Annotated in this window: 25 protein-coding genes; 20 read left to right on the top strand and 5 right to left on the bottom strand. The window is 39.6% G+C overall.

The genetic code is table 11. The annotated features are described in order from the left end of the window. Nucleotides 1-5 precede the first annotated feature (5 nt). The 11 genes from C0966_RS12610 to C0966_RS12560 are packed head-to-tail and all read left to right on the top strand — an operon-like array spanning nucleotide 6 to nucleotide 12,064. Nucleotides 6-755 carry a hypothetical protein gene (locus C0966_RS12610; RefSeq protein WP_274856050.1) on the top strand — a complete coding sequence of 250 codons (750 nt, stop codon included), beginning with the start codon at nucleotides 6-8 and terminating at the stop codon, nucleotides 753-755. Then, nucleotides 748-1,761 (top strand): Gfo/Idh/MocA family protein, encoded by a 1,014-nt coding sequence (locus C0966_RS12605; RefSeq protein ID WP_274856048.1) that lies wholly within the window; start codon nucleotides 748-750, stop codon nucleotides 1,759-1,761. Before C0966_RS12610 ends, C0966_RS12605 begins: the two co-directional genes overlap by 8 nt. A 13-nt stretch (nucleotides 1,762-1,774) precedes the next feature. Beyond that, on the top strand, nucleotides 1,775-3,088 hold the full coding sequence (locus tag C0966_RS12600) for a nucleotide sugar dehydrogenase (protein ID WP_274856046.1): 1,314 nt from the start codon (nucleotides 1,775-1,777) through the stop codon (nucleotides 3,086-3,088). Between the two features lie 27 nt (nucleotides 3,089-3,115). After that, complete coding sequence (locus tag C0966_RS12595; RefSeq protein WP_274856044.1) at nucleotides 3,116-3,847, top strand: acyltransferase; 732 nt, start codon at nucleotides 3,116-3,118, stop codon at nucleotides 3,845-3,847. A gap of 1 nt (nucleotide 3,848) precedes the next feature. Continuing rightward, on the top strand, nucleotides 3,849-5,279 hold the full coding sequence (locus tag C0966_RS12590) for a lipopolysaccharide biosynthesis protein (RefSeq protein WP_274856042.1): 1,431 nt from the start codon (nucleotides 3,849-3,851) through the stop codon (nucleotides 5,277-5,279). 24 nt (nucleotides 5,280-5,303) lie between these two features. Continuing rightward, complete coding sequence (wecB, locus tag C0966_RS12585; protein WP_274856040.1) at nucleotides 5,304-6,362, top strand: non-hydrolyzing UDP-N-acetylglucosamine 2-epimerase; 1,059 nt, start codon at nucleotides 5,304-5,306, stop codon at nucleotides 6,360-6,362. Between the two features lie 14 nt (nucleotides 6,363-6,376). Then, complete coding sequence (locus tag C0966_RS12580; protein ID WP_274856038.1) at nucleotides 6,377-7,741, top strand: O-antigen polymerase; 1,365 nt, start codon at nucleotides 6,377-6,379, stop codon at nucleotides 7,739-7,741. Between the two features lie 31 nt (nucleotides 7,742-7,772). Then, nucleotides 7,773-8,885 carry a glycosyltransferase gene (locus C0966_RS12575; RefSeq protein ID WP_274856036.1) on the top strand — a complete coding sequence of 371 codons (1,113 nt, stop codon included), beginning with the start codon at nucleotides 7,773-7,775 and terminating at the stop codon, nucleotides 8,883-8,885. Next, a complete protein-coding gene (locus C0966_RS12570) occupies nucleotides 8,882-9,964 on the top strand; it encodes a glycosyltransferase (RefSeq protein WP_274856034.1) in 1,083 nt (360 codons plus the stop codon). The genes C0966_RS12575 and C0966_RS12570 overlap by 4 nt, the downstream gene beginning before the upstream one ends. Further along, nucleotides 9,961-10,824, top strand: coding sequence for a UTP--glucose-1-phosphate uridylyltransferase GalU (galU, locus tag C0966_RS12565; RefSeq protein ID WP_274856033.1), 864 nt, complete (start codon nucleotides 9,961-9,963; stop codon nucleotides 10,822-10,824). Before C0966_RS12570 ends, galU begins: the two co-directional genes overlap by 4 nt. A gap of 13 nt (nucleotides 10,825-10,837) precedes the next feature. Then, on the top strand, nucleotides 10,838-12,064 hold the full coding sequence (locus C0966_RS12560; protein WP_274856031.1) for a glycosyltransferase family 4 protein: 1,227 nt from the start codon (nucleotides 10,838-10,840) through the stop codon (nucleotides 12,062-12,064). Between the two features lie 473 nt (nucleotides 12,065-12,537). Here C0966_RS12560 and C0966_RS12555 read toward each other — a convergent pair whose 3' ends face one another. The 5 genes from C0966_RS12555 to C0966_RS12535 all read right to left on the bottom strand — a co-directional run bounded on the left by C0966_RS12555 (nucleotide 12,538) and on the right by C0966_RS12535 (nucleotide 18,586). Beyond that, nucleotides 12,538-13,857, bottom strand: coding sequence for a SpoIID/LytB domain-containing protein (locus tag C0966_RS12555; protein ID WP_274856029.1), 1,320 nt, complete (start codon nucleotides 13,855-13,857; stop codon nucleotides 12,538-12,540). A 1-nt stretch (nucleotide 13,858) separates the two neighbouring features. Beyond that, on the bottom strand, nucleotides 13,859-14,551 hold the full coding sequence (locus tag C0966_RS12550) for an SH3 domain-containing protein (protein ID WP_274856026.1): 693 nt from the start codon (nucleotides 14,549-14,551) through the stop codon (nucleotides 13,859-13,861). A gap of 131 nt (nucleotides 14,552-14,682) precedes the next feature. Further along, on the bottom strand, nucleotides 14,683-16,671 hold the full coding sequence (locus tag C0966_RS12545; RefSeq protein WP_274856023.1) for an N-acetylmuramoyl-L-alanine amidase: 1,989 nt from the start codon (nucleotides 16,669-16,671) through the stop codon (nucleotides 14,683-14,685). A gap of 148 nt (nucleotides 16,672-16,819) precedes the next feature. Beyond that, nucleotides 16,820-17,848 (bottom strand): LCP family protein, encoded by a 1,029-nt coding sequence (locus tag C0966_RS12540; RefSeq protein WP_274856020.1) that lies wholly within the window; start codon nucleotides 17,846-17,848, stop codon nucleotides 16,820-16,822. Between the two features lie 105 nt (nucleotides 17,849-17,953). Next, nucleotides 17,954-18,586 carry a YigZ family protein gene (locus C0966_RS12535; RefSeq protein ID WP_274856017.1) on the bottom strand — a complete coding sequence of 211 codons (633 nt, stop codon included), beginning with the start codon at nucleotides 18,584-18,586 and terminating at the stop codon, nucleotides 17,954-17,956. Between the two features lie 390 nt (nucleotides 18,587-18,976). Here C0966_RS12535 and C0966_RS12530 point away from each other — a divergent pair, with 390 nt between their 5' ends. The 9 genes from C0966_RS12530 to flgM all read left to right on the top strand — a co-directional run bounded on the left by C0966_RS12530 (nucleotide 18,977) and on the right by flgM (nucleotide 26,863). After that, a complete protein-coding gene (locus C0966_RS12530) occupies nucleotides 18,977-20,116 on the top strand; it encodes a sensor histidine kinase (RefSeq protein ID WP_274856015.1) in 1,140 nt (379 codons plus the stop codon). 38 nt (nucleotides 20,117-20,154) lie between these two features. Then, the gene (locus C0966_RS12525) at nucleotides 20,155-20,838 is read left to right on the top strand and encodes a response regulator (protein WP_274856013.1); all 684 of its coding nucleotides are present in this window, start codon (nucleotides 20,155-20,157) and stop codon (nucleotides 20,836-20,838) included. 670 nt (nucleotides 20,839-21,508) lie between these two features. Then, nucleotides 21,509-22,348, top strand: coding sequence for a DegV family protein (locus tag C0966_RS12520; RefSeq protein ID WP_274856011.1), 840 nt, complete (start codon nucleotides 21,509-21,511; stop codon nucleotides 22,346-22,348). 339 nt (nucleotides 22,349-22,687) lie between these two features. Beyond that, nucleotides 22,688-23,185 (top strand): hypothetical protein, encoded by a 498-nt coding sequence (locus tag C0966_RS12515; RefSeq protein ID WP_274856010.1) that lies wholly within the window; start codon nucleotides 22,688-22,690, stop codon nucleotides 23,183-23,185. A gap of 23 nt (nucleotides 23,186-23,208) precedes the next feature. After that, nucleotides 23,209-24,705, top strand: coding sequence for a DEAD/DEAH box helicase (locus C0966_RS12510; protein ID WP_274856008.1), 1,497 nt, complete (start codon nucleotides 23,209-23,211; stop codon nucleotides 24,703-24,705). After that, complete coding sequence (locus C0966_RS12505) at nucleotides 24,702-25,421, top strand: ComF family protein (protein WP_274856004.1); 720 nt, start codon at nucleotides 24,702-24,704, stop codon at nucleotides 25,419-25,421. The genes C0966_RS12510 and C0966_RS12505 overlap by 4 nt, the downstream gene beginning before the upstream one ends. A gap of 81 nt (nucleotides 25,422-25,502) precedes the next feature. Continuing rightward, nucleotides 25,503-25,937 (top strand): TIGR03826 family flagellar region protein, encoded by a 435-nt coding sequence (locus C0966_RS12500; protein ID WP_274856002.1) that lies wholly within the window; start codon nucleotides 25,503-25,505, stop codon nucleotides 25,935-25,937. A gap of 385 nt (nucleotides 25,938-26,322) precedes the next feature. Further along, on the top strand, nucleotides 26,323-26,469 hold the full coding sequence (locus C0966_RS12495; protein WP_274856000.1) for a hypothetical protein: 147 nt from the start codon (nucleotides 26,323-26,325) through the stop codon (nucleotides 26,467-26,469). Nucleotides 26,470-26,596: 127 nt separating this feature from the next. After that, nucleotides 26,597-26,863 (top strand): flagellar biosynthesis anti-sigma factor FlgM, encoded by a 267-nt coding sequence (flgM, locus tag C0966_RS12490; protein ID WP_274855998.1) that lies wholly within the window; start codon nucleotides 26,597-26,599, stop codon nucleotides 26,861-26,863. The last annotated feature ends 119 nt before the right edge of the window (nucleotides 26,864-26,982 follow it).

Raw genomic sequence — 26,982 nt, 5'->3', positions numbered from 1 at the left:
GGAATTTGACGGAAGAGAAAAAAAGGTATGTCCTTTACGAATACTTATTGTATTTTTGGAAGAAAAAGTGGTTTTTCGTTATTGTTCCACTCATTACAGCGGTATTGGTCGCCGGTGCTGTCTATTTTGTTAAAAATGACTATAAATATACCGGACAAGCAATCGTTTTTACAGGATCGATCGATGCCCGATATTTGACGAATCCTAAAAATATCATGGCAAATGCAATGGAAGAAGGTATTAAGAACGAACTTGATGTTTTCGTTTCTGAAAAAGGCCATGTAAAGTTTACAATGAAAGGTGATTCTAAATCACAAGTTGAAGCAGAATTGAAAAATGTAATCAAAAATTATAATGAAGATCTTCTGGAAAATTATCAGAAACGGCTAGATGCATCAACAGTATATTTGGAGAGGCTTGAAGAGTCGGTGGTAAAAAAGGAAAAGGCCCTTGATGATTATTATCAAGAGCTGGAAAGCAACAATCTTTCTCCTGCCGAGTATCATGATTTGACTGATCTTATAATCGAAACAGAAAGACAATTAGCTGAGGAAGAAAAAACAGCCCACAGAATGAGAAGTGATCTCGCTTTTTTTGAAAAACCAAAAATTTTGTCTGAAGAAGTATACAAAAGCAAGACTTATATTCCTGAAGGAATTGCAGTAGGGGTCATATTAGGCCTTGTTGTGACTGTTGCACTGTTAATGCTGCTAAAATATTTAGGAGATGCTAGGAGGCACTATGACCATGATTAATTTTGCTATCGTAGGAATGGGTCATATCGCAAAAAAACATATAGAAGCAATAGAAAATGCAGAAGGTGCAAACCTGTATGCAATTTGTGATACAAACCCTGAACGTCTTGAAATCGATCTGCCGGGGGTTAAAAAATATACAGATCTTGCTTTAATGCTTGAGGAAAATCCGGACATTCATGTTGTCAACATTTGTGTTCCTTCCGGATTGCATGCAAGGCTTACAAAAATGGTGGCTGAACAAAAACGGCATGTCATTGTGGAAAAACCAATGTCTTTAAAGCTTGAAGATGCGGAAGAAATGATAAAGGTGACAAAAGAGCATGGCGTTAAACTTGCTGTTGTTCATCCGAATCGTTTCCGCCCTGCGATTCAAAAATTGAAAGAACAAATGGAAAAAGGTGCGTTTGGAAAATTAAGCCATGCAAATGCTACAGTGCGCTGGAACCGAAATCAAGCATATTATGATCAAGCAGACTGGAGAGGCACAAAAGAGTATGACGGCGGGGTGCTGATGAACCAAGCCATTCACAATCTTGACCTAATGATCTGGTTAATGGGTCCCGTTGAATCTGTCCAAGCCATGGCAGCGACCCGCTTGCGTAAAATTGAAACGGAAGATGTTGCAGCTGCGGTTGTTCAATTTAAGAACGGGGCGCTTGGCGTAATTGAAGCGGCTACTACGATTTATCCGAAAAATCTTGAGGAATCGATTGCAATCTTTGGAGAAACAGCTTCCGTGAAAATAAGCGGCAGAAACGCTAATTTCATTGAAACATGGGATATTGAGGGTGTTACTGAAGAGGAAGCAGAGAAAACTAAAGCTGAAATTAAAGCAGATCCGTTTGGCAAGCCCGGACATCAGTGTATCATAGAAGATATGGTAGCAGCCGTTAAAGAAAATCGGCAGCCGATTGTGACAGGCGAAGACGGATTGGCTCCGGTAAAATTAATTCTCGCTATCCTGGAATCTGCCGAAACAGGCAAAAAAGTTGTTGTTCAGTAAAGGAGAAGGAAATATGAGTGCTTACAAAAATCTTATTAAAAAAATAGAAAATAAAGAAGCTGTAATCGGTGTTGTCGGATTAGGTTATGTAGGATTGCCATTAGCTGTAGAAAAAGCAAAAGCAGGGTATAAGGTGATCGGTTTTGATATTCAGCCGGCACGCGTCGAAAAAGTAAATATGGGAATTAACTATATCGGTGATGTTGTGGATGAAGATCTTGCAGAAATGGTTAAGCAAGGCATGCTTGAAGCAACATCAGATTATGCCCGTATTCAAGAATTGGATGCTGTGGCGATCTGTGTTCCAACACCTTTAGATACTTATCAACAGCCGGACACTTCCTATGTGGAAAGTTCTGCGAAAGAGATTGCTAAATATGCACATGAAGGTATGCTGGTGGTCCTTGAGTCCACAACATACCCCGGAACAACAGAAGAAATTGTTAAGCCTGCTCTGGAAGCAAAGGGGCTTAAAGCAGGGGAGACAGTCTTTATCGCTTACTCTCCGGAACGCGTCGACCCGGGAAACAAACATTTTAAAACAAAGAATACTCCTAAAGTAGTTGGCGGAATTACTGAAAATTGCACAAAAGTAGCCGCGGCACTTTATCGAAATGTATTGGAAGGCGATGTTTTCGAAGTCTCCAGTCCTGCAGTCGCTGAAATGGAAAAAATCTTCGAAAACACTTTCCGTCATATCAATATTGCATTAGCGAATGAAATGGCCATTTTATGCGATAAAATGGGGATTGATGTTTGGGAAGTGATTGAAGCAGCCAAAACAAAACCGTATGGATTCATGGCGTTCTATCCGGGACCTGGTTTAGGCGGACATTGTATTCCGATTGATCCGTTCTACTTAACATGGAAAGCGCGTGAATACAACTACCATACAAGATTAATCGAGCTGGCCGGAGAGATTAATAATGCCATGCCTGAATACGTGATAACCCGCTCGATGCAAGTGTTGAATGAAGACGGCAAAGCTCTTCGCGGGGCAAAAGTGGTTGTTTTAGGCGTAGCGTACAAAAAAGATATTGATGATGTTCGTGAATCTCCTGTTTTAAAAATAATCGAGTTATTAAATCATCATGGAGCAGACTATAAAGTTGTGGATCCGCATGTTCCTTCTTTTAGATCATGCAACACGGTAATAGAAACTGTACCATTAACAAAAGAGCTTTTAAATGAGGCAGACCTTGTTCTTGTTACAACCGATCATTCTGTTTTTGACTATGAAATGATTGCGAAAGAAAGCAAAGTGATTTTTGATACAAGAAATGCCTTAAAAGATGTAGAAAAGCCAAATAAATACGTGAAACTATAATTTCGTTTATAAGGGAGATTATTATTTATGAATTATATCGATCCTTCCGTGAAACTCGATTCTTCCGTAAAGGTCGGGCATTTTTCAGTAATCGAAAAAGACGTTCAAATTGGAAAAAACGTCGTGATCGGCAACCGTGTCACTGTTCATGAAGGAACCGTTATTGGTGATAACACGACTGTAGCAGATGGTGCAGTGCTCGGAAAACCGCCAAAACCGGCAAAAACTAGTACGGTTAAGCTCTCTGATTCAATTCCACCTTTAATAATCGGCGAGGATGTAACAATCGGAGCAAATTGCGTCGTGTATAGAGGGGCAAATATCGGCTCTAACACATTAATTGCCGATCTTGCAAGTGTCAGAGAGAATGTTGAGATTGGCAATTACGTGATTGTCGGACGAGGCGTTACTGTAGAAAATTACGTAAAAATTGGAGACAGGACGAAAATTCAATCAAACTCCTATATTACAGCTTATACAACTTTAGAAGACCATGTGTTTATTGCTCCGTGCGTTACGACAACAAATGATAATTATATGGGCAGAACGGAAGAAAGATTCGATAAAATCAAAGGTGCTACCGTAAAGAGAGGTGCCCGTGTCGGTGGAGCTTCCATTATTCTTCCGGGCATTACGATCGAAGAGGAAACGTTTGTTGCGGCAGGCGCGCTTGTAACAAAAGATACCGAGCCAAAAACTCTTGTTAAAGGTGTTCCTGCAAAATTTGTCCGTATGGTAGACGAGCGGGAGCTGTTATAAGGTGTTTGCACAGATAAAGCGTTTAGGAGCGGATTCGCTCCTTTACGCATTTATGAATGTCGGTACAAAATTAATCGCCTTTATCATGCTGCCAATTTATACAAATTTTTTACCCCCGGAACAGTTAGGGGTTTTGGACATTATTGATAAATTGTCCGCAATGCTTACGTTTTTGATCATATTCGGGACGGACTCCGCATTATCCTTTTATTATTTTGAAACAAAAGATAAAGAAAAACGTCTGGAATATGTCCGAGACGTTATGTTCTTTAGGCTGTTCATTGTCGCAATTCTTGCTCTAATTTTCATTATTGCAGGTCCGTGGATATCACAGCTTCTTTTTAAAGATCCCGGATATGTGCGCTTATTGTACATAAGTATTGGCGTGTTAATTCTTGATACGGTGATCGTTGTTGTTTTAATGGTTCTGCGTTTTGATTTTAAAACGAAAAAGGTCGTTTTTTATACGGTTGGGAAGATGCTGCTTGTAGCGATCCTGTCCTATGTATTCTTAAAGTATTTTGTCCAATCACCGGAAGGTATTTTATTAGGCAGAATCGCCAGCAGTTCAATCATTTTCCTTTTGCTTTTATCAATTAGCCGGGAATATTTGGTGCCTAAAATTAATTTCACTTCTTTAAAAGAAATTATCAAGTACGCAGCACCTCTCGTTCCTGCTTCCTTGGCGTTCTGGGTCATTGCGAATGCGAGCGTTCTTTTCTTACAGGCGTTTCAATCTCTTAAGGAAGTTGGTATTTATGGGGCTGCAACGAGACTTGCTACCGTTATTACGCTGCTGACAAGCGGTGTCCAAATGGCTTGGAGACCGTACTCTATGTCGATAAAGGATAAAGAAAATAGTCCTGATCTTTTCGCTAAGATTTACCTTGGATTGTTGTTGATCGGCATCTTTGGAATTATGGGAATTGCGACCATTATGCCTTACGTCATTGGGATTTTGGACAAAAAGTATTATGAAGCATATCAATATGTTGCTTTAATCTCTGCAGCCACATTTTTAAATTTCTACTATTTAATCATTTCATCCGGCTTATTTTTTACTAAGAAAACAACTGTTATTTCTGTTACATTCGGAATCGTTGCTGTCATTAATACGATTTTGAATATCGTGCTCATTCCGACATTTTCAATATGGGGAGCAGTTGCAGCTTATTTAATTTCCTATATGATTGCAGTTGTTTTTATCTTTAGAAAGAGCCAAAAAGAATATTATGTGCCGGTGTCATTTGCTAAAATGGCGTTTTTATTTGTAAATATGATTGCTGCTGTCATTTTTATTAATTATGTACAGGAGCAGGAGTTAAGCTTTCTTTATGTTTTGCTTGCTTGGTTCTACGTATTGGCGATTGTTGCAATTAGCCGAATTGATAAAGACTTTCGAAGAAAAGCTAGTAAAGAGACAATGAAATAAATTTTAAACGGCGAGGTGGCTTTTATGAAAATATTGACGGTTTTAGGTGCAAGGCCTCAATTTATTAAAGCGGCACCTGTTTCCAGAGTTTTGAGAGAATCATATACAGAGCTTATTATCCATACAGGCCAGCATTATGACAGCAATATGTCCGACATTTTTTTTGAAGAATTAAATATTCCTAAACCGGATTATTACTTAGGTGTAGGGTCCGGAAATCACGGCAAACAGACTGGTGAAATGCTTGCGAGAATTGAAGAAATTATTTTGGAAGAAAAGCCTGATTACTTGATGGTGTACGGTGATACGAATTCTACGCTGGCCGGCGCCCTCGCGGCAGCAAAGCTGCACGTTCCGGTTATTCATATTGAAGCAGGACTTCGAAGCTTTAATAAGAAAATGCCGGAGGAAATCAACCGGATTATGACAGACCATGTGTCTGAATATTTGTTCTGTCCGACAGATACGGCAGTTGAAAATTTAAGGAACGAAAATATTACACGAAATGTTTTTAATATCGGCGATGTGATGTATGATGCGGTTTTATATAACCGTGAATTAGCAGCTGATAAATCGAATATTCTAGAAACACACGGCTTAACTAAAAAAGAATATCATCTCATCACCATTCACCGGGCAGAAAATACAGATGATGTACAAAACATGAAGAATATATTAGAGGCATTTTCTCAAATTGAAGAAGTTAAGGTGTGGCCTATTCATCCTAGAACGAAAAACAAGCTTTCAAGTTATGGAATTCGTTTAGATGATATTCCAAATCTAAAAGTAATTGATCCAGTCGGTTATCTTGATATGCTTACTTTGGAAGCAAATGCGAAAAAAATTATTACTGATTCGGGCGGCGTACAAAAGGAAGCTTACTTTATGGAAGTGCCTTGCGTAACGGTTCGTGAACAAACCGAATGGGTTGAAACGCTTGAAGAAGATGCCAATATTCTTGTCGGCACAGATGTCAATAAAATCCTTTCTGCTGTCCGGAAAAATGTCAATCCATCTTATAAAGAAGTATTTGGTGATGGGAAAGCAGCATACAAAATTGCTGAACTGATCGAAAAAAGATAAAAGGCGGGCAAATCATGCTCTATCTCATTATTTGGATACTCGTATTAGGGGCTTCCGTGTTCTTTTTTCAAAAGGCCGCGGGAAGCCTGTCCCTTTTAAAACCGAATATGATTTCAATGATCTTTTACTACTCTTTTTTGATCTCCAGTTTCATTGGCACTTTGTTCATTGCAATGGGTATTGACGATTATTATATGATCAATCGTTTGAAGCATGAAGAATACCGTTGGATTGGCTTTTATGTGATTAGTTTCGTTATGGTCGTTTTTCCGATGGTCATGTTCATCGTTTCGAAATTGGCCGGTTTTGATGCAGAGAAAGAGTATAAAAGTTACTTGGAGAAGAGGATCGAACTTCCTTTTAAGGAAAAAAATGAGTTTTTCTTAATTTTTGCAGGCCTTGCATTTATATCTCTTGCAGCTATTGCTTATACTTTTTTAAAGACTCCTAAAATCCCTATTTTAGAAATACTGATAGGGAACGGCAACTTATCACCCGGTGAACTACGGGTTGAAGCTCAGCGGAATTTTAGGGGCATTTATATCGTCAGAAATATTTTTGCGATCGCATTAACTCCGCTTTTGTCGTTTATTGCATATGTTTATTCAGTAAAAACGAATCAAATAAAGTGGAAGCTGCTATTCCTCAGTCTTTTTGCCGGTTCTATCCTTATTAATATTTATGACCTGGCAAAATCACCTGTTTTCTTCTATTTAATTATGTTTCTGTTGCTGCGCCTTTATGTTGGCAGAATGAATTTTTCTTGGAAAAGGCTGTTTCTTTGGGGAACGGCAGGCGCCATCGTACTAGTAAGCATGTATATTGTTATTCAAGGTGTAACCGATTTAGAATCATATTTGTCTTATAATAAAGGACCGATCGGACGCTTAATTTTTGCGCAAATTGCACCGACTTTTCTTCACCTCGATATTTTTGGGAAATCGCTTCCGTTTTTAAATGGAACAAGCATGCCTGCAACAATTGTTGAAATGTTTGGTATGGATCATGTTCGTTCTGCAAGGCTCGTAATGGCAACTGTCTTTCCGGAAAAAATTAAGGAAGGTACAGCCGGGGTTTTAAATACATTGTTTATTGCCGAAGCCTACGCAAACTTTGGCTATATTGGGATATTAGCCGGAACGCTTTATGTAGCAGTCCTTGTTCAAGTTCTTTATATAACGTTTATCAGGCTTCCAAAAAATCCTGTATTTTTAAGTTTATTTATATATTTTACGGTAAACATACCGAGAACGTTAGTTGGAGGCTTTACAGATTTCTTATTTAATCCGATTTGGATTTTTGTAACTTGTTTATTTGCCGGTATTTTACTATTTATACGAATCCGCATTGATCTGGCCAATCTTTGGCTGAAAAAATGATCAAGAGGGGAAATAGACGAGGAGATATCATATGAGATCAGTTTTGCTTTATTACCCTTTCCAAATAGCTGAAAATGCAAATAGCGGCTCAAAGCTTCGCCCGAAAGAAATCTACAATGCTTTTTTAGAGTGGGGAAATCAACAAGGTATTGAGATTTTATTGCTGTCCGGTTCTTCGGAAGATAGAGATCAGCAATTCGAGAGATGGAAGAAACAAGGGAAGCTTGATGATCTATTGTTTTGTTATATGGAAAATCAAACAATCCCATTATGGTTAACAGATGCAAACCATATCCCGAAAAAGCCTTTTGTTGACTTAAAGGTCATGAAATTTTTAAAACAAAGGAATATACCGGTTGGTGTTTTCTATCGCGACGTATATTGGAAATTTGATGAACTTTACCCTTTAAAAGGTGTTAAAAAGCATATTATGAAGACGATTTACCGATTGGAAGAAAAATTTTATGAAAAATATTGCCATGTTATTTTTCTTCCAAGTGAAGCGATGGGCAATTTTGTAGAGATTAATCGAAAAAAGGTTGCTTTGCCTCCCGGAGGAAGAAAACGAGAAATTGTTCGGAACCAATCTTCCGGACAAACGGGAAAGGGAATTTATGTAGGCGGTATAAACAATGAGGATTACGGTCTCTTTTTACTTCTTGATGCCCTGGAGATCGTCAACAAAGAAAGACAGGTATGTGATTTAACGGTCGTGTGCCGGCAAGATGAATATGAAAAACTTCCAGACAACAAAAAGGAAAGGCTCAAACATTTGAAGGTAACTGTAAAGCACATTAGCGGAGAAGCTTTAAATAAGCTATATCAAGAGATGGACTTTGCTTTTATTCCCCGGATCAAAAGTACTTACAATGATTTTTCGGTTCCGGTAAAGCTGGTGGAATACCTGTCAAATGAATTGCCTGTTGTCGCCACGAATTGTGCTGCCCAAGAGGAAATCATCAATAGAGATGGTTTCGGAGTGATTTGTAAGGATGAGCCGAATTCAATGGCAGAAGCCATTTTAACGATGATAAAAAATGCCGAAATTTATCGAGAGAATATTAAGGAATTGTTCATTGAAAAACACTCGTGGGCAGCCAGAGTCGCGAAAGTTGCAAGTGTCTTGTTAAAGGAGGAAATATGAAAGTCTTACTACTAGCTCCAAGCAAGTCAATACACACACATAAATGGGCTTTGTTTTACAAAAAAAAAGGAATTGACGTAAAAGTAGTGACATTTTCTGACCATTATTCGGAAGAAAATGCACAAGAAGTCGACACATATGTACTACCTAAGCTATTACCCGGGAAATTCTCTTATTTTTCGAGTGTTTTTTCATTAAAGAAAGTGCTCAAACAATTCAAGCCTGATATCTTTCATGCTCATTACGTCTCAAGCTATGGATTGATCGGTGCCTTAGCTAATTATCATCCATACTATGTGTCTGTATGGGGAAGAGATATTTTTCAATTTCCCCAGCAAGGAAGCCTGAATCGGAAAATTGTTGAATATACTCTTGGAAAGGCTGATGTCATCTGTTCGACAAGCCATATCATGGCTAAGGAGACGAACAAATATACAAATAAAAAGATATTTGTTACGCCATTCGGGGTAGATTTAAATAAATTCCGCCCGATTGAAGGACTTAAATCTGAAGAGAGAATCACAATAGGAACGGTTAAAGCGCTCTCAGACAAATATGGAATTGCTGATTTAATAAAAGCTTTTGCAAAAGTTTTTGAAACAAATCCTGACACAAATTTGCTGATTGTCGGTGATGGCCCGCAGCGTTCAGAGTATGAACAGTTATCAAAGGATCTTGGAATCAGTCATGTGACCACCTTTACCGGCCGTGTGCCTAATGACCGTGTTCCTGAGTATATTAACCAAATGGATATTTTTGCAGTTCCTTCAACGGAGGACAGCGAGAGTTTTGGCGTAGCAGCGGTAGAAAGCATGGCCTGTGGAGTTCCTGTTGTTGTATCAAATGTTGGAGGGCTTCCTGAGGTTGTTCTCGATGGAAAAACAGGGTTTGTTGTTCCGAAAGAAAACCCTTTGGAACTTGCCAGAGCTTTTAACCTATTAATTGAGGAACCCGAAAAAAGAAAGGACATGGGTTCTGCAGGAATTGAACATGTGAAGGAACACTATAACTGGATTGATAACGCAAATGGAATGTTAAACTTGTATGAGGAAACATTGCAAAGGGGGATGAAGTCATGATTAAAAAAGCAGTTATACCTGCAGCAGGGCTTGGAACCCGGTTTTTGCCTGCAACAAAAGCCCAGCCGAAAGAAATGCTGCCAATTGTTGATAAGCCTACGATTCAATATATTATCGAAGAGGCGGTTCAATCCGGAATAGAGGATATCATTATTGTTACCGGAAGAAACAAACGTGCAATCGAGGATCATTTTGATAAATCGGTTGAGTTGGAAATGCTTCTTAAAAAAACAGGAAAAAATGACATGCTTGAGATCGTCGAAAATATCTCAAATATGGTAGATATCCACTATGTTCGCCAAAAAGAACCGCTTGGCCTCGGACATGCTGTTTTATGTGCAAAGAAATTTATCGGAAATGAGCCGTTTGCCGTTCTGCTCGGCGATGACATCGTTGACAGTAAAGTTCCGGCTTTGCGCCAAATGATTGACCAATTCAATAACGTTCAATCAAGCATTCTTGGATGCAACGATGTTCCTCTTGCAGAAGTAAATAAGTATGGAATTGTCGATTATTCAGACCAACAAGGCGAACTGTACAAAGTAAACAGCCTCGTTGAAAAGCCGGCAGTGGAAGAAGCTCCGTCTACACAGGCAATCGTAGGGCGATATATTTTAACTCCGGCTATTTTTGAAATGCTTGAAAAAGTAAAGCCCGACAAAAAAGGCGAGATTCAGTTGACAGACGCGATCGACAGCTTGCTTGAAAAAGAGTCTATTTATTCTTACATTATTAAAGGGAACCGGTATGATGTAGGAGATAAGTTTGGATTCCTTCAAGCTTCAATCGATTTTGCCTTAAAGCGGCCGGAGTTAAAGGATAAACTGGAAGCGTATATTAAAAAAATTATTGAAAAATAATGGAGATGGGAAAATGAGAGTTATCTACTTGTGTCAGCATTTTCCCCCTGAAACAGGCGCCCCGCAAATAAGGGTTTATGAAGTAAGCAAGGAACTCATTAAAAGAGGCCATCAGGTGGAAGTACTTACAGCTTTTCCTCATCATCCAAAAGGAGTTATTCCTGAAGAATATAGAGGAATGTTTTATTTATTTGAAGACTGGGACGGAATACCGGTTCATCGGTCATGGATCTATCCGTCGCCGAAAGGCAGCTTTTGGAAACGGTTAGCTTCCTATTTTTCATTTACGTTTAGTGCGTTTTATTCTATTTTTAAATCAAAGCCCACAGACGTAATTATTTGTAATTCTCCTCCTTTATTCCTTGGGATTACAGGCTACTTAGGGGCGAAAATAAAAAGGGCAAAGTTTGTATTCAATGTTGCTGATATTTGGCCTGAATCCGCTGTGGAGTTAGGGATTCTGAAAAATAAAATGTTTATTCGAATGGCGGAATGGCTTGAAAATTTCCTCTATAAAAAATCGTGGAAAATAGCGACGGCGACTGAAGGAATTAAAGAATACATGATTCGGAAAGGGAAGAACGAGAAAGACGTATTTCTTTTGCCGAATGGAGTAAATACAGATACTTTTCATCCGATGCCGAAAGATGAGGAGTTATTAAAAGAAATTGGCATTGAGAATAAGAAAGTCTTTATGTATGCAGGCACCCTCGGATATGCACAGGGGTTGGATTCTGTATTAAAAGCGGCTGCTCTATTAAAAGAACGAGAGCCTGATGCTCATTTCTTGTTTGTCGGCGACGGCCAGGAGAGGGAGAAGCTATTAAAGCTGAAGGAAGACCTTAAGCTTGATAATGTTACCTTCTACGGTTCTGTTCCCGTTTCCGAAATGCCGAGAATGTTTTCGATTGCTGATTATAGCATTGTTTCATTGCGAAATATTGAATTATTTAAAGGTGCAAGGCCTTCAAAAATATTTCCTGCCATCTCTACCGGAACGCCTGTTTTATATTGCGGCGATGGAGAAAGTGCCGCTATATTGGAAGAATATCAGTGCGGTAAAATTGCCCCTCCGGAGAATCCAGAAGGGATTGCTTCAGCAGTAAGCGAGCTTATGAACGTTTCGAAAAGTGATTATGAACAGATGTGCCAAAATGGAAGAAAGCTTGCCATTGAGCAATATTCCTGGAAAAGTATTGTGGATGATTTGCTGGCCAATATTCAAGACGCGGAAAAATAAAAGCATCGGATGTAAGCCCGATGCTTTTTTTAAGCATTTCATTTCGATTGTAAGTACTTGTTTTCATATATAAGCCCTTGTTTCGGAATATGAGCCCTTGTTTCGGAATATGAGCCTTTGTTTCGGAATATGAGCCTTTGTTTCGGAATATGAGCCTTCGTTTTGAAAAATGAGCTTTCGATTCGGAAAATGAGCTTTCGTTCGGAAGTATGAGCCTTCGATTGGAAAATGAGCCTTCGTTCCGAAAAATGAGCTTTTATTTCGATATATGAGCTTTCATTTTGATATATGAGCCTTCATTCCGAAAAATGAGCTTTCGTTTTGGAAATGAGCCCTTGTTTCGAAAAATGAGCTTTCGTTTCAAAATATGAGCTTTCATACCGATCTATGAGCCGTCCATCATATCTATAAGCCTTCATTCCAATAGTAGGAACAAAAAAGGACCGGGCGCGAAGGCGATCGTCCGGTCTTCCTTATTTCGATACCGTTGTCCCTTTAAAATAATGGGCGAGAATTTGTTCTGCTTTCCAGCCTTTTTCAGCAAATCCTTTCGCTCCATACTGGCTCATTCCGACCCGGTGCCCCCATCCTTTTCCGTTCAAGGTGACAGAAATAATTCCTGTTCCTTCATTCGTTACCGTACCTGAAGCGGTCTGGATTGAAACATTGGAATCCGTTAAAGTAACTTGGCCATTTGATGTCTGGACAGTCTGCCCCTTTAACTGAGTTAAAGGAACCGTTCCGTTTGCAGTTTGGACAGATAAATCACTTTGCGCTTTAGATACTTTTATGTCAAACCAGTTTGAATATAAAGAATTGTAATGGCTTGCGCTTTGGATCGGGAACAGTTTTCTGATTACAAGCTCATTTCCGGTTATCGTTTTATCACCGGATGAGGTATTAACTGTAACTCCTCTGACTTCTCCGTTCGCGCCGGTTTTTGAAAGTGTAATCTCATTAAGGACAGTAGAACTATTTGTAAAACCAAATGATTTAAGTATGTCTGCAGCGGAATAAGTGACACTCCAATTGCTGTATGGAGATGATTCATAAGGATCCTCCACTGATACAAGGTATGGAAAGTTTTTCTGGTCTGAATTCCAAACGTCGCTAACATTCGCTGTTCTTCCGCCGCTTGTTGAATGGAAGAATGCCTGAATCGGTTTTCCGTTATATTTAACCAATAATCCTTCCGTTTCTTTAATGGCTGCATTTGTGCGTGGATCCTCTGCTGTATATCCCCGGTAAACCTGACTGGCCGCAGTGCTTGTAAGCATCATAGTATTGGCTGCATAGCTTCGGGCAGCAATGGCTTGCGCTTTAAGTGCTTCTTTTGGCCAGGAGGGAGGCATTTCACTTGGAACAACACCTTTTAAGTAGTCTTCCATATCAAGGATATTAATTAATTCCGTCTTGCTCCCATTAGGCTTAAGATAAAAACTTCCGCGATATGATAAACCGTTGCTTACTTTTGCAATTGACAGGCTGCTGCCGGCTAATTCTTGCAAATCAAATCCTTTTGCTGATTTTTGGCTGAATCCGGTGTAGCTGACAGTAATTCCTGTACTATCTTTCTTTATTGTTAAAACCGTACCTTGAGGGATGATCGTTTTCGCGCCGGAATCTTTGTTATACAACTGATATGTACCATTTAAAGTCATCGTAAAGTTATTTGACAAGTGAACAGACACATTCACTTCATTCGGATAGAGAACAGGCTCCGCTGCTTTTGCGAATGATGGAAAAGTACTAATGATTAGTAAAATACTAAATAAATAAACGATCTTTTTCAATTTACCTCACCTCGCCAAGGCCGCCGAAAATCCAGCCTTTAACACCTGATGAGGTTTCAACATTATACCATGTTTCACCCTTGGCATTAACAAAAGTACTAATATATCTTAAAGTTGTTCCCTTTTTAATGAGTTGAATGGCTGGATAGCTGGTAGTTGCACCTCTGCGCAGCTGAACATCACCCGTTGTAATAACCTGGGTTGGTACAGTGGCTGATGGTTTCGATGTTGAAACATCACCTGAAAAAACCCATCCTTTTACTGTAGAAGAAATTTCCACACGATACCATAGCCCGGTAGAGGCATTAAAAGAATCAACTACCTTTAGTGCTGAACCCGCCGGCTTTGTTGTGATCACTTTATAATTTCTTGTTGCCCCTGAATGAATGGTTACGGAACTCTTAATCGTATAAACGGTTAATGGCAATTGTCCATTCGTTGGCGGTATAGCCGGATTCCCTATTTTAGATATTTGCGCTTTCAAATTATTTATTTCTTGCTGTTGAGAAGCAACTTTTGATTCCAAATCGGCTATTTTTGTTTTCATAGGATTAATTTGAGATGTTACCCAGTCAACACTCGCTAAAACTACATTGCTGGCAGCGTTCATCCCTTTAGGTGTGAACATATACGCGCCAGCTCCAATCCCTAATGCTAATGCACCGGCAACGACAATTTTTTTAGTACGGCTCATTTTTTAAAAAAACCTCCTGATTGTTGTTTAGAAAAAAATGATTTGGGCAAGAAAGAAGTGCATAATCCCAAATCATTTTTTCATTAGTAGATTACCATATTTAGATAGAATAGGAAATAGAATGCAAGAATTTAGAAATTAGTAAAATATTCTTCGAGCCCTTTCGTGATCCCGATTGCTGCTTTTTTCCTGAAATCAGTCGAACGAAGCAATTTTTCTTCATTAGGATTGGATATGAAAGCAAGTTCAACTAAAATACTTGGAAGCTGGTTCATTCTGTTAACATAGAATTCTTGTTCTTTAACACCGCGATTGTAAGTGCCCATTGAGGAAATCATATTTTTCTGGATCGCATCTGCCATTTTCCTGCTTTTTGGTCCGTTAAAGTTTACCGTTGTATTATAGTAAGTAGTTGTTCCTTTTGAGGTAGAAGAAAAAGAGTCGGCATGAATACTGATAAACGCATCATAATTGGATTTATTCGCAATCGCTGTTCTTTCTTGGAGTTCGAGAAAAATATCCGTTGACCGGGTCAAGGTGACGATAGCTCCTTTTTTCTCCAACTCAGCTTTTAAAAGCAACGCTGTAGCGAGATTCACATCTTTTTCTCTTAAACCGGTCGGACCAATTGCCCCTGTATCTTTTCCGCCATGGCCGGCATCAACGATAATCTTTTTGCCGACTAAACCATTCTCAATAATTTTAATCGTAACTTTGTCCGGATAATTTCTAATTGTAAACGTATATCCCGGTTCAAAGGTAATGACCCCGGACGAATCGATTGAGCTGATTCCTTCTATCTTAGCTGATGGTACTTCAACTGCCGTAAATCCGCCGGAAAGTTTTAAGCGGTTAGATGAAAGTATTGAATATGTTAAATGAAAATTACTTGTTTTTTTCCATACTAAATGCTGATCGCCGTCAATAGTTTGAACCGTAGGCGAAATCAATCTTTTCATAGAAACATTTGAGGTGAGTGATTTGTCTATCCATCCTCTCTTTCCGCTGAGAGTTTCAACATTTAACCAGCCATTTAATTCTTGTAATACGATAAGCTGATCGTTCACTTTTAAATAAGCGGATACAGAATAGTTCGTCCCGGCACCTCTTCGGATTACTGTATTATTCATAGCATATACATATTGCAAGTCATTTTTTGAAGAGATTAATTCATATTTAGGCGTCCAACCTGTTTTACCGGTCGAGGTTTTAATTTGAACCCATGTTTGATTTAATGAATTAACAAATTCACTTAAGACGGTTACCTTGCTGTTATAGGCAAGTCTCTCTTTCACTTTATATTGGAAAGAAGCTCCTGCATAGAGTGCAGCGTTTTTCGTTCCGACATATTTTGTTGCAACAGAAGTGTTAGGCGCAGGAGGAAGGCTTAATGGTTTAAAAGCAGTATCTATCACCCAGCCTTGGACTGCTCCTAAATCCACTCGGTACCACGTTTCTCCTTTAGAATTTTTAAATGTATCAATAATCGTAACTTTTTGGCCTTTCACGAGATATTTTACTGCTCTATATGTATCAGATGCTCCTCTTCTAACAGCGGTTTTATCGACCTGGACAGTTTTTACAGTTGTTGCAGCAGGAGGTGCAGGGTTTGCTTCAGGTTTAGGAGACAGTAACTCGCTGTGCACCCAGCCTTTGATCGAACCGGTCTCGATTTGGTACCACAGTTCATTGCTGCTGTTTTTAAAACTATCAATCACTTTAACGATCTGGCCTTTTGATAGTTTCGCAGTTACTTCATAGGAAGCAGTCGCTCCTTTTCTTACGTTTGCGTTATCGCTATTGATGATTGCTTCTTTGCCTATTTGAATTCCGCTGCTACTTGCTGTTATGAAGTGATCTGCCGGCCCCCAGCCTTTCACATTCCCTAAATCTACCTGATACCATGTTTCACCAAATGAATTAGTGAATTTGTCAATTACGATCACATTCTGGCCTGTTGAAATCGATGAAACTACTGGATAACTCTCAGTCGCCCCTTTTCGAATTTCTACTTTTTGGTCTACCGTCATATTAGCCGGAAAATTCAGCTCTTCTGCGTTCACGAGGACAGGAAACAATACAGCAGTCGCCAGAACCGAAGAAGCAAAAAATTTTTTCACATTATCCCTCCGTCGACATTATTTTCGTTCTTTACCTATTGTATCGAAAAATGTCAAATCTTCCAATCGGAAGAAAGTTCTACTATGAAAAAAATCATAGAAAAAGGGCCGGGACCCTTTAATATGGGCCGGCCCTAATAGATTCATTTTACCAATTATTTTGATTTTCACTTGTCACTTGATCATCCTGTGAAGAGTGGTCTTCAGCCGTATACGTAGAAAAATCAAGAGAATTGTTCAATATGGAACTGACTTCAATGATTGACTCTTCAGAAGGAATATAATAATATACACCGTCGATATATTCATCATATCCTTCAAGGGCTAAATGTTTGATACTTGTATTTTTTATTTTTGAATACAACTGTATAAAACTTGCAAACTTTGAAGGAGGGATGTTGGTCTTTACGTTGTCACCTAAATCTTCCATAACGTCATCAATTTTTGGAATAGAAGAGAAGGAAGTTCCTTTATCAACAATTGCTTTAATTACCTGCTGCTGCCGTTCGTTTCTGCCAAGATCTCCTTTTGGATCTTTTTTTCTCATTCGGACATAAGCTAAAGCTTCATTCCCGTTTAAGTTCATTTCACCTTTATAGAATGTTTTCCATTTTAAGCTGTCTGTCAGCTGAGCTTTAAAAGTAAAAGGAACATCTACAGTTACTCCGCCAAGTGTATCTACAATGTCTTCAAATCCCTGAAAGTTAGTAGTAATATAATAGTCAATCGGAACATCAAGCAGTTCGGTGACGGCATTAATCGTTGCTTCAATTCCGCCATTGCTGTATGAATGGTTGATTTTTGTTTCATATCCAACTTCAGGGAGATATGTTCTTGTGTCTCTCGGAATACTAAGAAGGTAAACTTCTTCTGTTTTCGGATTGACTGTAGCCAGCATAAGGACATCCGATCTTTCGCCGCCTTCCTGGTCTTCAATTCCTACTAGCAAAATCGTAAAAGGATCCTTCGTTATCTTAATTTCTTCATCTCTATGATTTGGAATCTTATTTCGATCTAATTCTTGGAAAATATTATTTGATGCTTTCTTCGCATTGTATAAAATATCGTATGCAAAAAAAGATCCGCCTCCAATAAAACTAAAGACTAAAAGCAATACAAACAAGCGCAAGAAGCGCCGTTTTTTCTTTTTCCTCCTTACAGATCTAGTAACAGACATTTTTATCCCTACTTTATGATTTGGTTTAGTTCTTTTTAGCTATAAGACGACACTTAATTTTATCGAAAATTAAAGCTTTCGTAAATATTAAATTATTAGCAAGGTTTAAATCGGTTCTTCCAAATAAAGCATTGCACCTTGACGGATCTCTGCCTGGCCGTTTGTCAATTCGATCATCCAATCGGAAAAAGCATTTTTTTGGCCTTCTTCGACAAATGTTTCAATTTCGACTTTATCGGCATAATGGATATCTTTGATTGTATAGACAGAGGAGCGGAGTTCGTTTTCAATTTTTCCGAGCCAAGTATAATCGATTTTTGTATGCATGACCCGCATGAGTTTTCTGGCAACAACACCCGTCGCTTCAATGCCTTCAGAGGTTGCTTTGCCGTAAGCTCTGATCAGCCCGCCTGCACCTAATTTTATTCCGCCGAAGTATCTCGTTATGACAACAACCGTATCTTTTAATTTTTTCTTTTTTAATACTTCGAGAATGGGAACACCGGCAGTACCGCTCGGTTCTCCGTCGTCATTTGCTTTTTGAATCTGGTCGTTCTCGCCGATCAGATAGGCTGAACAATTGTGGGTTGCATTCCAATGCTTTTTCTTAATGGATTGAATGAATTCCTGTGCTTCTTCTTCTGTTTCGGCACGGGAAACGTGTGCGATAAAACGGGATTTTTCAATAACTATTTCATGTTCGCCGTATCCTTTGACTGTATAGTAATAGGGCAGCACCCTTAAATCGCTCCTTTCTGACAGTTTTCAAAAATTCAACCTTTATTTATTATAATCGACAAAATTCTTTTCATTTACTTTTTATTGCATTGTAAAGAAACTTTAATATAGCACGATTTTTGTCATGGTATAATATAAAATAATCTGAGAGGAAAAAGATATTATTTTAGAATAGTATTTTATCCGGGAATAATGAACTGTAATAAATGTCATGATTCAACATAATTATATAGGAAATAAGGCTTATGGAAAATATACAAAACCGTGCCTTTTGGCTGAAATTAAGCTGTTTTGTAAAAGTTTTCTCACTGCAAAGATAGTAAGTTGCATTTTTTCACGCTAAAATATGTACAAGCCGAAAGGGTTTTTTTGCCCTTGGAGGAATATTTTATGAAAACGATAAAATTTGATACAAAAACGCTCGATCAAATTCTTGAAAAAATGATTGACACCGTTGTGAGCAGCAAAGATGAGATTTTTCGAATCGGCGAGCAATGCCGCAAAGACTATGAAACTCTGTCTGATGAGCTAAAAGAAGTAAAACAAACGGTTCTTCAAACAATTGCCGAGGGGGACAAGCTGGAAATTCAATCCCGTCTTGCAAGAAAGCGCCTTTCCGAAGTGAGCATGCACTTTAAAGATTACACAGAAGCAGAGGTTCGAGATGCTTATGAAAAGGCGCACAATCTTCAAATGGACCTTTCGATGAATCGGCAGTTGGAAAAACAGCTGAGGCAGCGCAGGGATGAAATTGAACGAAGGCTCGTCGGGCTTACGGAGACGATTGAACGGGCAGATCATCTGATTTCGCAAATAACCATTGTTTTAAATTATTTAATGAGTGATTTAAAGCAAGTGGGAGAAGTGCTCGAAAATGCGAAACAAAAGCAGGATTTTGGCTTGAAAATTATCGAGGCCCAAGAGGAAGAAAGAAAAAGGCTGTCCAGAGAAATTCATGACGGACCGGCGCAAATGCTTGCCAATGTGATGATGCGTTCTGATTTAATCGAACGCATTTATAAGGAGAGAAGTGCACAAGAAGCGATTGATGAAATCCGCAATTTAAAGCGGATGGTTCGATCTGCCTTGTACGAGGTGCGGCGAATCATTTACGATTTGCGCCCAATGGCACTTGACGACCTTGGTCTTGTTCCTACCCTCAGAAAATATTTACAAACAATCGAAGAATATCATAATAAAACAAAGATTCATTTTGCTAACTTAGGTGAAGATAAAAGATTACCGGCAAAATACGAGGTTGCACTTTTCCGTCTTGTGCAGGAATCTGTCCAAAATGCCTTGAAGCACGCTGATGCAAGTGAAATCGAAGTGAAATTGGAGATTTGCAAGGCACAAATTAACGTTGTGATCAAGGATAATGGAAAAGGTTTTGATACAAATGTGAAAAAGCCTGAATCGTTTGGCATCCTCGGTATGAAAGAGAGGGTAGAGCTGCTTGAAGGCGAAATCTCGATTCATTCTAAAATAGGTGCCGGTACGGTTATCATCATACAAGTACCAATGAAATAACAAGAGAGATAACCGAAAGAACAAGGGAGGCGTATGGATTGACTACTAAAATTGTGATCATTGATGACCACCAGCTTTTTAGAGAAGGGGTAAAACGAATATTAGATTTTGAAAAAACATTTGAAGTTGTGGCTGAGGGCGATGATGGAAAAGAAGCCATTCAACTCGTTGAACAATATAAACCGGATGTTGTCATCATGGATATTAATATGCCACATACAAATGGGATCGAGGCAACACGCCAATTAATTGAGAGATTTCCGGAATCACGCGTCATTATTTTATCGATTCACGATGATGAAAACTATGTGACGCATGCTTTGAAAACAGGTGCGAGCGGCTACCTGCTGAAGGAAATGGATGCCGATGCTCTTGTTGAAGCAGTAAAGGTTGTAGCTGACGGCGGATCTTATATTCATCCGAAAGTTACTCACAATTTAGTGAAAGAGTACCGCAGGCTGGCAACAGAAACCGGAAACGGAGAATCATACCTGTCTAACGGTGAAGTTCGCCGCCCGCTTCATTTATTGACGCGCCGCGAGTGTGAAGTGCTTCAGCTTTTGGCAGACGGAAAAAGCAACCGCGGCATCGGGGAAGCGTTATTCATCAGTGAAAAAACCGTGAAAAACCACGTCAGCAACATCCTGCAAAAAATGAATGTAAATGACCGGACCCAGGCCGTTGTTGTAGCGATTAAAAACGGCTGGGTTGAAGTACGGTAGTGCGGTGACAGAAGTACAAGAACGCGCAGTTTATATTGTTGTCACATCACGATGACACAGGGTTCCTCGAATTTTGTTGAATTATTTATTTAAATGAAAAAAACATGAAGGCCGGCTTTCGAATTGTGAAAGCCGGTCTTTTTTCGTGTTAGCGGTGTTTGTGTCGAATTTTGTTGAATTATTTGCTTGAGGGTGAAAATCAGCGAAGTTGGCGCGTTAAATATGGAGAGTGGCTTGTAAATTGTGGGAACTGGATCATAAATTGTAGAAAGTGGATCATAAAGTGTGGAAACTGGCTCATAAATTTAAAAAGTGGATCATAAAACGTCGAAAGTGGATCATAAAATGCAGAAGAAAGTTGCTCATAAAATGTAGGAACTGGCTCATAAATTTTAAAAAGTGGATCATAAAATGTGGAAACCGGATCGTAAATTGTAAAAAATGGATCACATCTCGTCGAAAGTAGATCATAAATCGATTGAACTGGCTCATATATTAAATTGTAGAAAGTGGATTATAAAGTGTAGTAACTTGCTCATAAACCGTTGGACCTGTTACGTACTTCCAAAACTGATGCGTTATCTCTTTTTTATATGCAAATTAAGAGAATTTCATTTAAAATTAAATCAATGAAAATAATAGAAAAAATAATAAGGAAGGTACTATTATTATGAGAACAGCAGTTGTCACTGATAGTACGGCGTACATCCCGAAGGATTTGCGTGAGAAATACAACATACATATGATTCCTTTAAGCGTGATTTTCGGGAATGAATCCTACCAGGAAGAAATTGAGATTAGCGCAGAACAGTTTTATGAAGAAGTGAAGCGCAGAGAGCTTCCAACGACTTCCCAGCCGTCAGTTGGACAGTTTGTGGAACTGTTTGAAAATCTGGCAAAAGAATACGATGCAGTGATCAGCATTCACTTATCGAGCGGCATAAGCGGAACATACCAGGGAGCTGTTACAGCGGGAAACATGGTTGACAATATCAAGGTTTACCCATTCGATTCGGAAATCAGCTGTATGGTTCAAGGTTTTTATGCCTTGGAGGCAGCTGAAATGGCGCAGCACGGGAAAGATCCTCAAGATATTTTAGCGAGACTGAATGAAATGAAGCAATCCAGCCGCGCTTATTTTATGGTAGACGATTTGTCCCACTTGCAGCGGGGCGGAAGGCTGTCAAGCGCCCAGGCATTAATCGGCAGCCTTCTTCAAGTAAAACCGCTTTTGCATTTCGTTGATAAGGTGATTGTTCCGTTTGAAAAAATTCGCACGCGCAAACGAGCAATGAAACGGATCGTCGAACTTCTTGCAGAAGATGTAAAAAGCGGAGCGGCTTATAAAGCAGTCATCATCCATGCCAACCGCGAAGAAGAAGCGAAAGAGTGGAAAGCCGAGCTGGAAGCACAATTTCCAAACGTAGAGTTTTTGATCAGCTATTTCGGTCCGGTAATCGGAACGCATCTCGGCGAAGGTGCAATGGGGCTTGGCTGGGTGAAAAAATAATTGTATGCACAAACTTTTTGCCAAGATTGCCACTGCCTGGCTGGGTGAAAAAATAATCGCAAGCTCAAAATTGTTGCCCAGTTTGCCACTCCTTGTTCGGGCAAAAAAATTATCGCATGCACAAACTTACCCAGCTGTAAGTAGCTGGCTTGTATGAAATTATAGAAGTATGCTCAAACTTGATGTCCGGCTTGCCACTGTTTGGTTGGGTGAAAAATCATCATATACACCGTTCTGACAAGGTTAGGGCGGTGTTTTTTTTGTCGAAATTTTACAGTCTTTGACGCATTTCTCGAGGCGCATCGTATGCTATACTATGGTAAAAGTGAGGTGAGAACGATGGAAGCATTATTAAAACAATTCATGGAGCAAATGAATAAACGGTTCGATGAAATTGCCCTTGAACAAAATGAAATGCGGAAAGAAATTGGTGAAATCAAAGCCGAACAGGCAGAAATGCGTAAAGAAATCGGCGCGATCAAGACTGAACAGGAAGAAATGCGCAAAGAGATTTGTGAGATAAAAGCTGAACAAGCAGAAATGCGTAAAGAAATCGGCGCGATCAAGACTGAACAGGCAGAAATGCGTAAAGAAATCGGCGCGATCAAGACTGAACAGGCAGAAATACGGAAAGAAATTGGTGAAATAAAAGCTGAACAAGCTGAAATGCGGAAAGAAATTGCCTTCTATTATGGAAGCATGATGAGAGAAATTGATAACACAAGGATTGAAGCCCGCAGTCAATTTAAGCATTTAGAAGTTGTTATTGACCGGCATCGCGGTGCGATTGAATTGCTGGGAAAACGGACAAAAACGCCCAGCCCAAATGAAAATTAATGACACGTACAGGAGGTGGTCTTTTGCGATTTGCTTTTATCGAAAACAAGCTCATTCCTTCTCACTTTCTCGAAACACCTGTCCACACTGAGCCGATATCCAGCTGCGAAAATCTCCAGGCGCAACCTTACAATCCATCATTCTCTCCTAACGTAGAGCTTCAAAAGATAGTAACCGGAAAACAACTTTTAACAGACGACCTTCCTTTCACAATTGCTGAAATTCAAGAACACTATGAAAATGGGTATGTCATGTACCGTAAAGGACTCGAAACAAACGGAAAACTCACAATTTGCCATCGGTGCGGCAACAATGATCCACGCATGTTTGCCACTTTTCCTTGTGCGCGCTGCCATGAGGAATGCACCTACTGCCGCAGCTGTATCATGATGGGCAGGATCAGTGCGTGTACTCCGCTTATCTGCTGGACTGGCCCCGATATCAAGACGAGACATTACGATTCGCCGTTAGTTTGGTCCGGAACACTCTCTGAAGGCCAGCAAACAGCCTCGCAAAAAGTAGTTACAGCAGTGAAAAATAACCAAGACCTTCTTGTTTGGGCCGTCTGCGGCGCCGGAAAAACTGAAGTCCTGTTTGCCGGTATAAACGAAGCACTTTCAGCCGGAAAACGGGTTTGCATCGCAACTCCGAGAACCGATGTCGTCCTCGAACTCACTCCGCGTTTAAAAGCTGTTTTTCCCGAAATCCCCGTTGCTACCCTTTTCGGAGGTAGCGAAGACCGCCATCTCAACGCCCCGTTGACCATTTCAACCACCCATCAGCTTCTTCGCTTTTATAAGGCCTTTGATACGGTCATCCTCGATGAAGTCGACGCCTTTCCTTTCTCAGTTGATAAAACTTTGCAATATGCAGTCAAGCAGGCAAGAAAGCCACATTCCTCTATGATTTATCTAACCGCTACCCCGAACGAAAAATGGCAGAGAGAGTGCCGCCTCGGCAAAAGAAACTTTGTGACGATTCCGGCTCGCTACCACCGCCATCCGCTTCCTGTCCCGGAATTTGTCTGGTGCGGCAGCTGGCAAAAGCATTTGAAAAAGAATCGTCTTCCTGATCATGTACTCCGATGGATTGAAAAACGTCTCCAAAGCAAAAAACAATCGCTTTTGTTTGTTCCGCAAATCGAATTCATGGAAAAAATCCTTCCTCTTCTTCAAAAACTTCACCCCGATATTCAATCGGTCCATGCTGAAGACCCTGAGCGAAAGGAAAAAGTTCAGGCGATGCGAAACAAAGAAATTCCTCTTTTATTAACTACGACCATTCTCGAAAGAGGGGTGACGTTCCCGAATATCGATGTAGCCGTACTAGGGGCGGAGGATCGAATTTTTACAGAAAGCGCCCTTGTTCAAATTGCCGGAAGGGTAGGAAGGAGCGCTGATTTCCCAAACGGCACCATAACGTTTTTTCATTACGGAAAAACAGAAGCGATGGTGAAAGCGAAAAATCAGATCATTCAGATGAACATAGAGGCTAGAAAAAAGGGGTTGGTAGATGGATGAAGATTTTTCAAAATTACCTATGTTTCATCTGCCATGAGGAAATTGTGCCTGTTACAGGCTGGCAGGCGTTATTTGAAAGGGAGACGAGAATTGTTACATGTGAAACATGTCTTGGACAATTTTCTGTTATCGAAGGGGAGACATGCCAAATGTGCAGCCGGCCTTTTGAACTCCTCGAAGCACAATACCGGCAAAACGATCTTTGCTATGACTGTGTTCGCTGGGAAGAAGACTCGGAGTGGCGCGGCTTTCTTGAAAAAAATATTTCCCTTTATAATTACAATGATTTTATAAAAGAAGTGATTGCCCGTTATAAGTTTCGCGGTGATTATGCTCTTTCAAAAGTATTCGCCGCACCGTTGCATGCCAAACTTCAAGAAATTGACCATGATCTCCTTGTTCCGATCCCTTTAAGCGAAGAACGGCTGTATGAACGGGGTTTTAATCAGGCGGAAGCACTAATTAGAGAATCAAGTTTTACTCCGGCAAATGTTTTGACCCGTGTTCATGCAGAAAAACAATCGAAAAAATCGAGGAACGAAAGGATTCATCTTCCTCAGGTGTTTCAATTGGATTCAGGCTGTTCTGTTTTAAACAAAAAGATCGTGCTAGTCGATGACATCTATACGACCGGTTCAACGATCAGACATGCTGCAAAAGTTTTGAAAGAAGCAGGAGCGGCGTCAGTCACTTCGCTTACTCTGGCGCGCGGATAAATGTCTCAAAATTTTCATTTCTTTCCTTATTTCGGCAAGCTATAATAAAGAGAGACATTTTTCGACAGGGGGAGAAACCGGATGGGGGAACTGGCAAATTGCCCTAAATGCGGTGAAATTTTTGTTAAAACTCAATTTCGCGATATATGCCAAAAATGCTGGAAAGAAGAAGAAAAAGCGTTTGAAATCGTCTATCAGTTTATCCGGAAACGGGAAAACCGGGCAGCCACAATTCAGCAGGTGGTTGAGGCAACCGGAGTCGAAGAGGAGTTAATTTTTAAATTTATCCGAACCGGCCGTTTAATATTAACCCAATTCCCAAATCTGGGATATCCGTGCGACAAGTGCGGGAAAATAATCAGAGAAGGCAAGCTTTGTGAAACATGTACAGAAGAACTCCGCAAAGAGCTTCAGCAGCATGAAGCCGAGGAGGAGCGAAAACGCGAAATCGAAAAAAGAGAAAAGCAAAGAGCGTATTTCGTCATAGATAAAAAATATCACAACCGTGAATTCTAGCTGTATGCAGGCGCATACGGCTTTTTTGTAGTTAACAAGGAAAAATGTTATACGCTGGAAAGGGTTTGAATCTATATTTTCGGGTTATGCGCCTTCGATTTCATATATGAGCCTCTATTTTGATATATGATCCTTTGTTCGGAGTTATGAGCTTTCGTTTGGATTTATGAGCCATTATGCGATCTTATGAGCCGTTATTTCTTTTTATGAGCTTTCATTTCGGCTTATGATCCTTTATTTCAACATATGAGCCGTTGATTACTTTTATGAGTTATCATGAACGAAACTAGCCCCATACTCGTAACAGCGTAGATTAATTTGGTTACACTAATTGACAGGAAAAACAAACCAAATCAGAGCTACATTACGGAAGGAGCTAGTTATTATGAAGGATACCATAAAATATGTTGGTTTAGACGTCTCAAAAGAAAAGATTGCTGTGGCTATTGCTGAAGAAGGAAGAAAGGATCCTGTTTACTGGGGCTTTAAAAAAATATATGAGCCTTCGATCACGTTTATAAGCCTTCAATAATCTTAGTATGATCCCTTTACGAATTTTAGGATAAAAGATGTAAATTTTATTTTCATATAAAAATTCAGCCGCTTTTATCCGATAATAGAGTTAAAGATATTGTTCGGAACGAAAGTGAGGGAAAACGATGAAAATCAATAACTTTGGACCGTCTGGAGTCAATCCTTATAAACGGCAAATGGATAAGCTCAACCAAGTGGAAAGATCAGCCGGCAAGAAAGCGGATAAAGTTGAAATATCTACTGAAGCCAAAGAGCTTCAGCTAGTTTTGCAACTTGAAAACGAACGGCAAGTAAAAGTAAATGAACTGAAAATGCAAGTTGAAAACGGCACTTATAAACCAAACCCAAAAGAAATCGCAAAGGGAATTTATCAATTTTATTTTAAGAAATAGATACTGAACAAAGGGCTAAATGCCAAGATATCAGAAAAAAGATGAAGGGTCAGCTGTGTTACAAAAGCGAGGCGGCCTGATAGTGTTCTAAAATGGATTTCCTATCGGCGGAGTGTGAG

This window comes from Bacillus methanolicus, from assembly GCF_028888695.1.
Lineage (GTDB): Bacteria > Bacillota > Bacilli > Bacillales > Cytobacillaceae > Bacillus_Z > Bacillus_Z methanolicus_B.
This window is presented reverse-complemented; position numbering and strand designations above follow the sequence as displayed.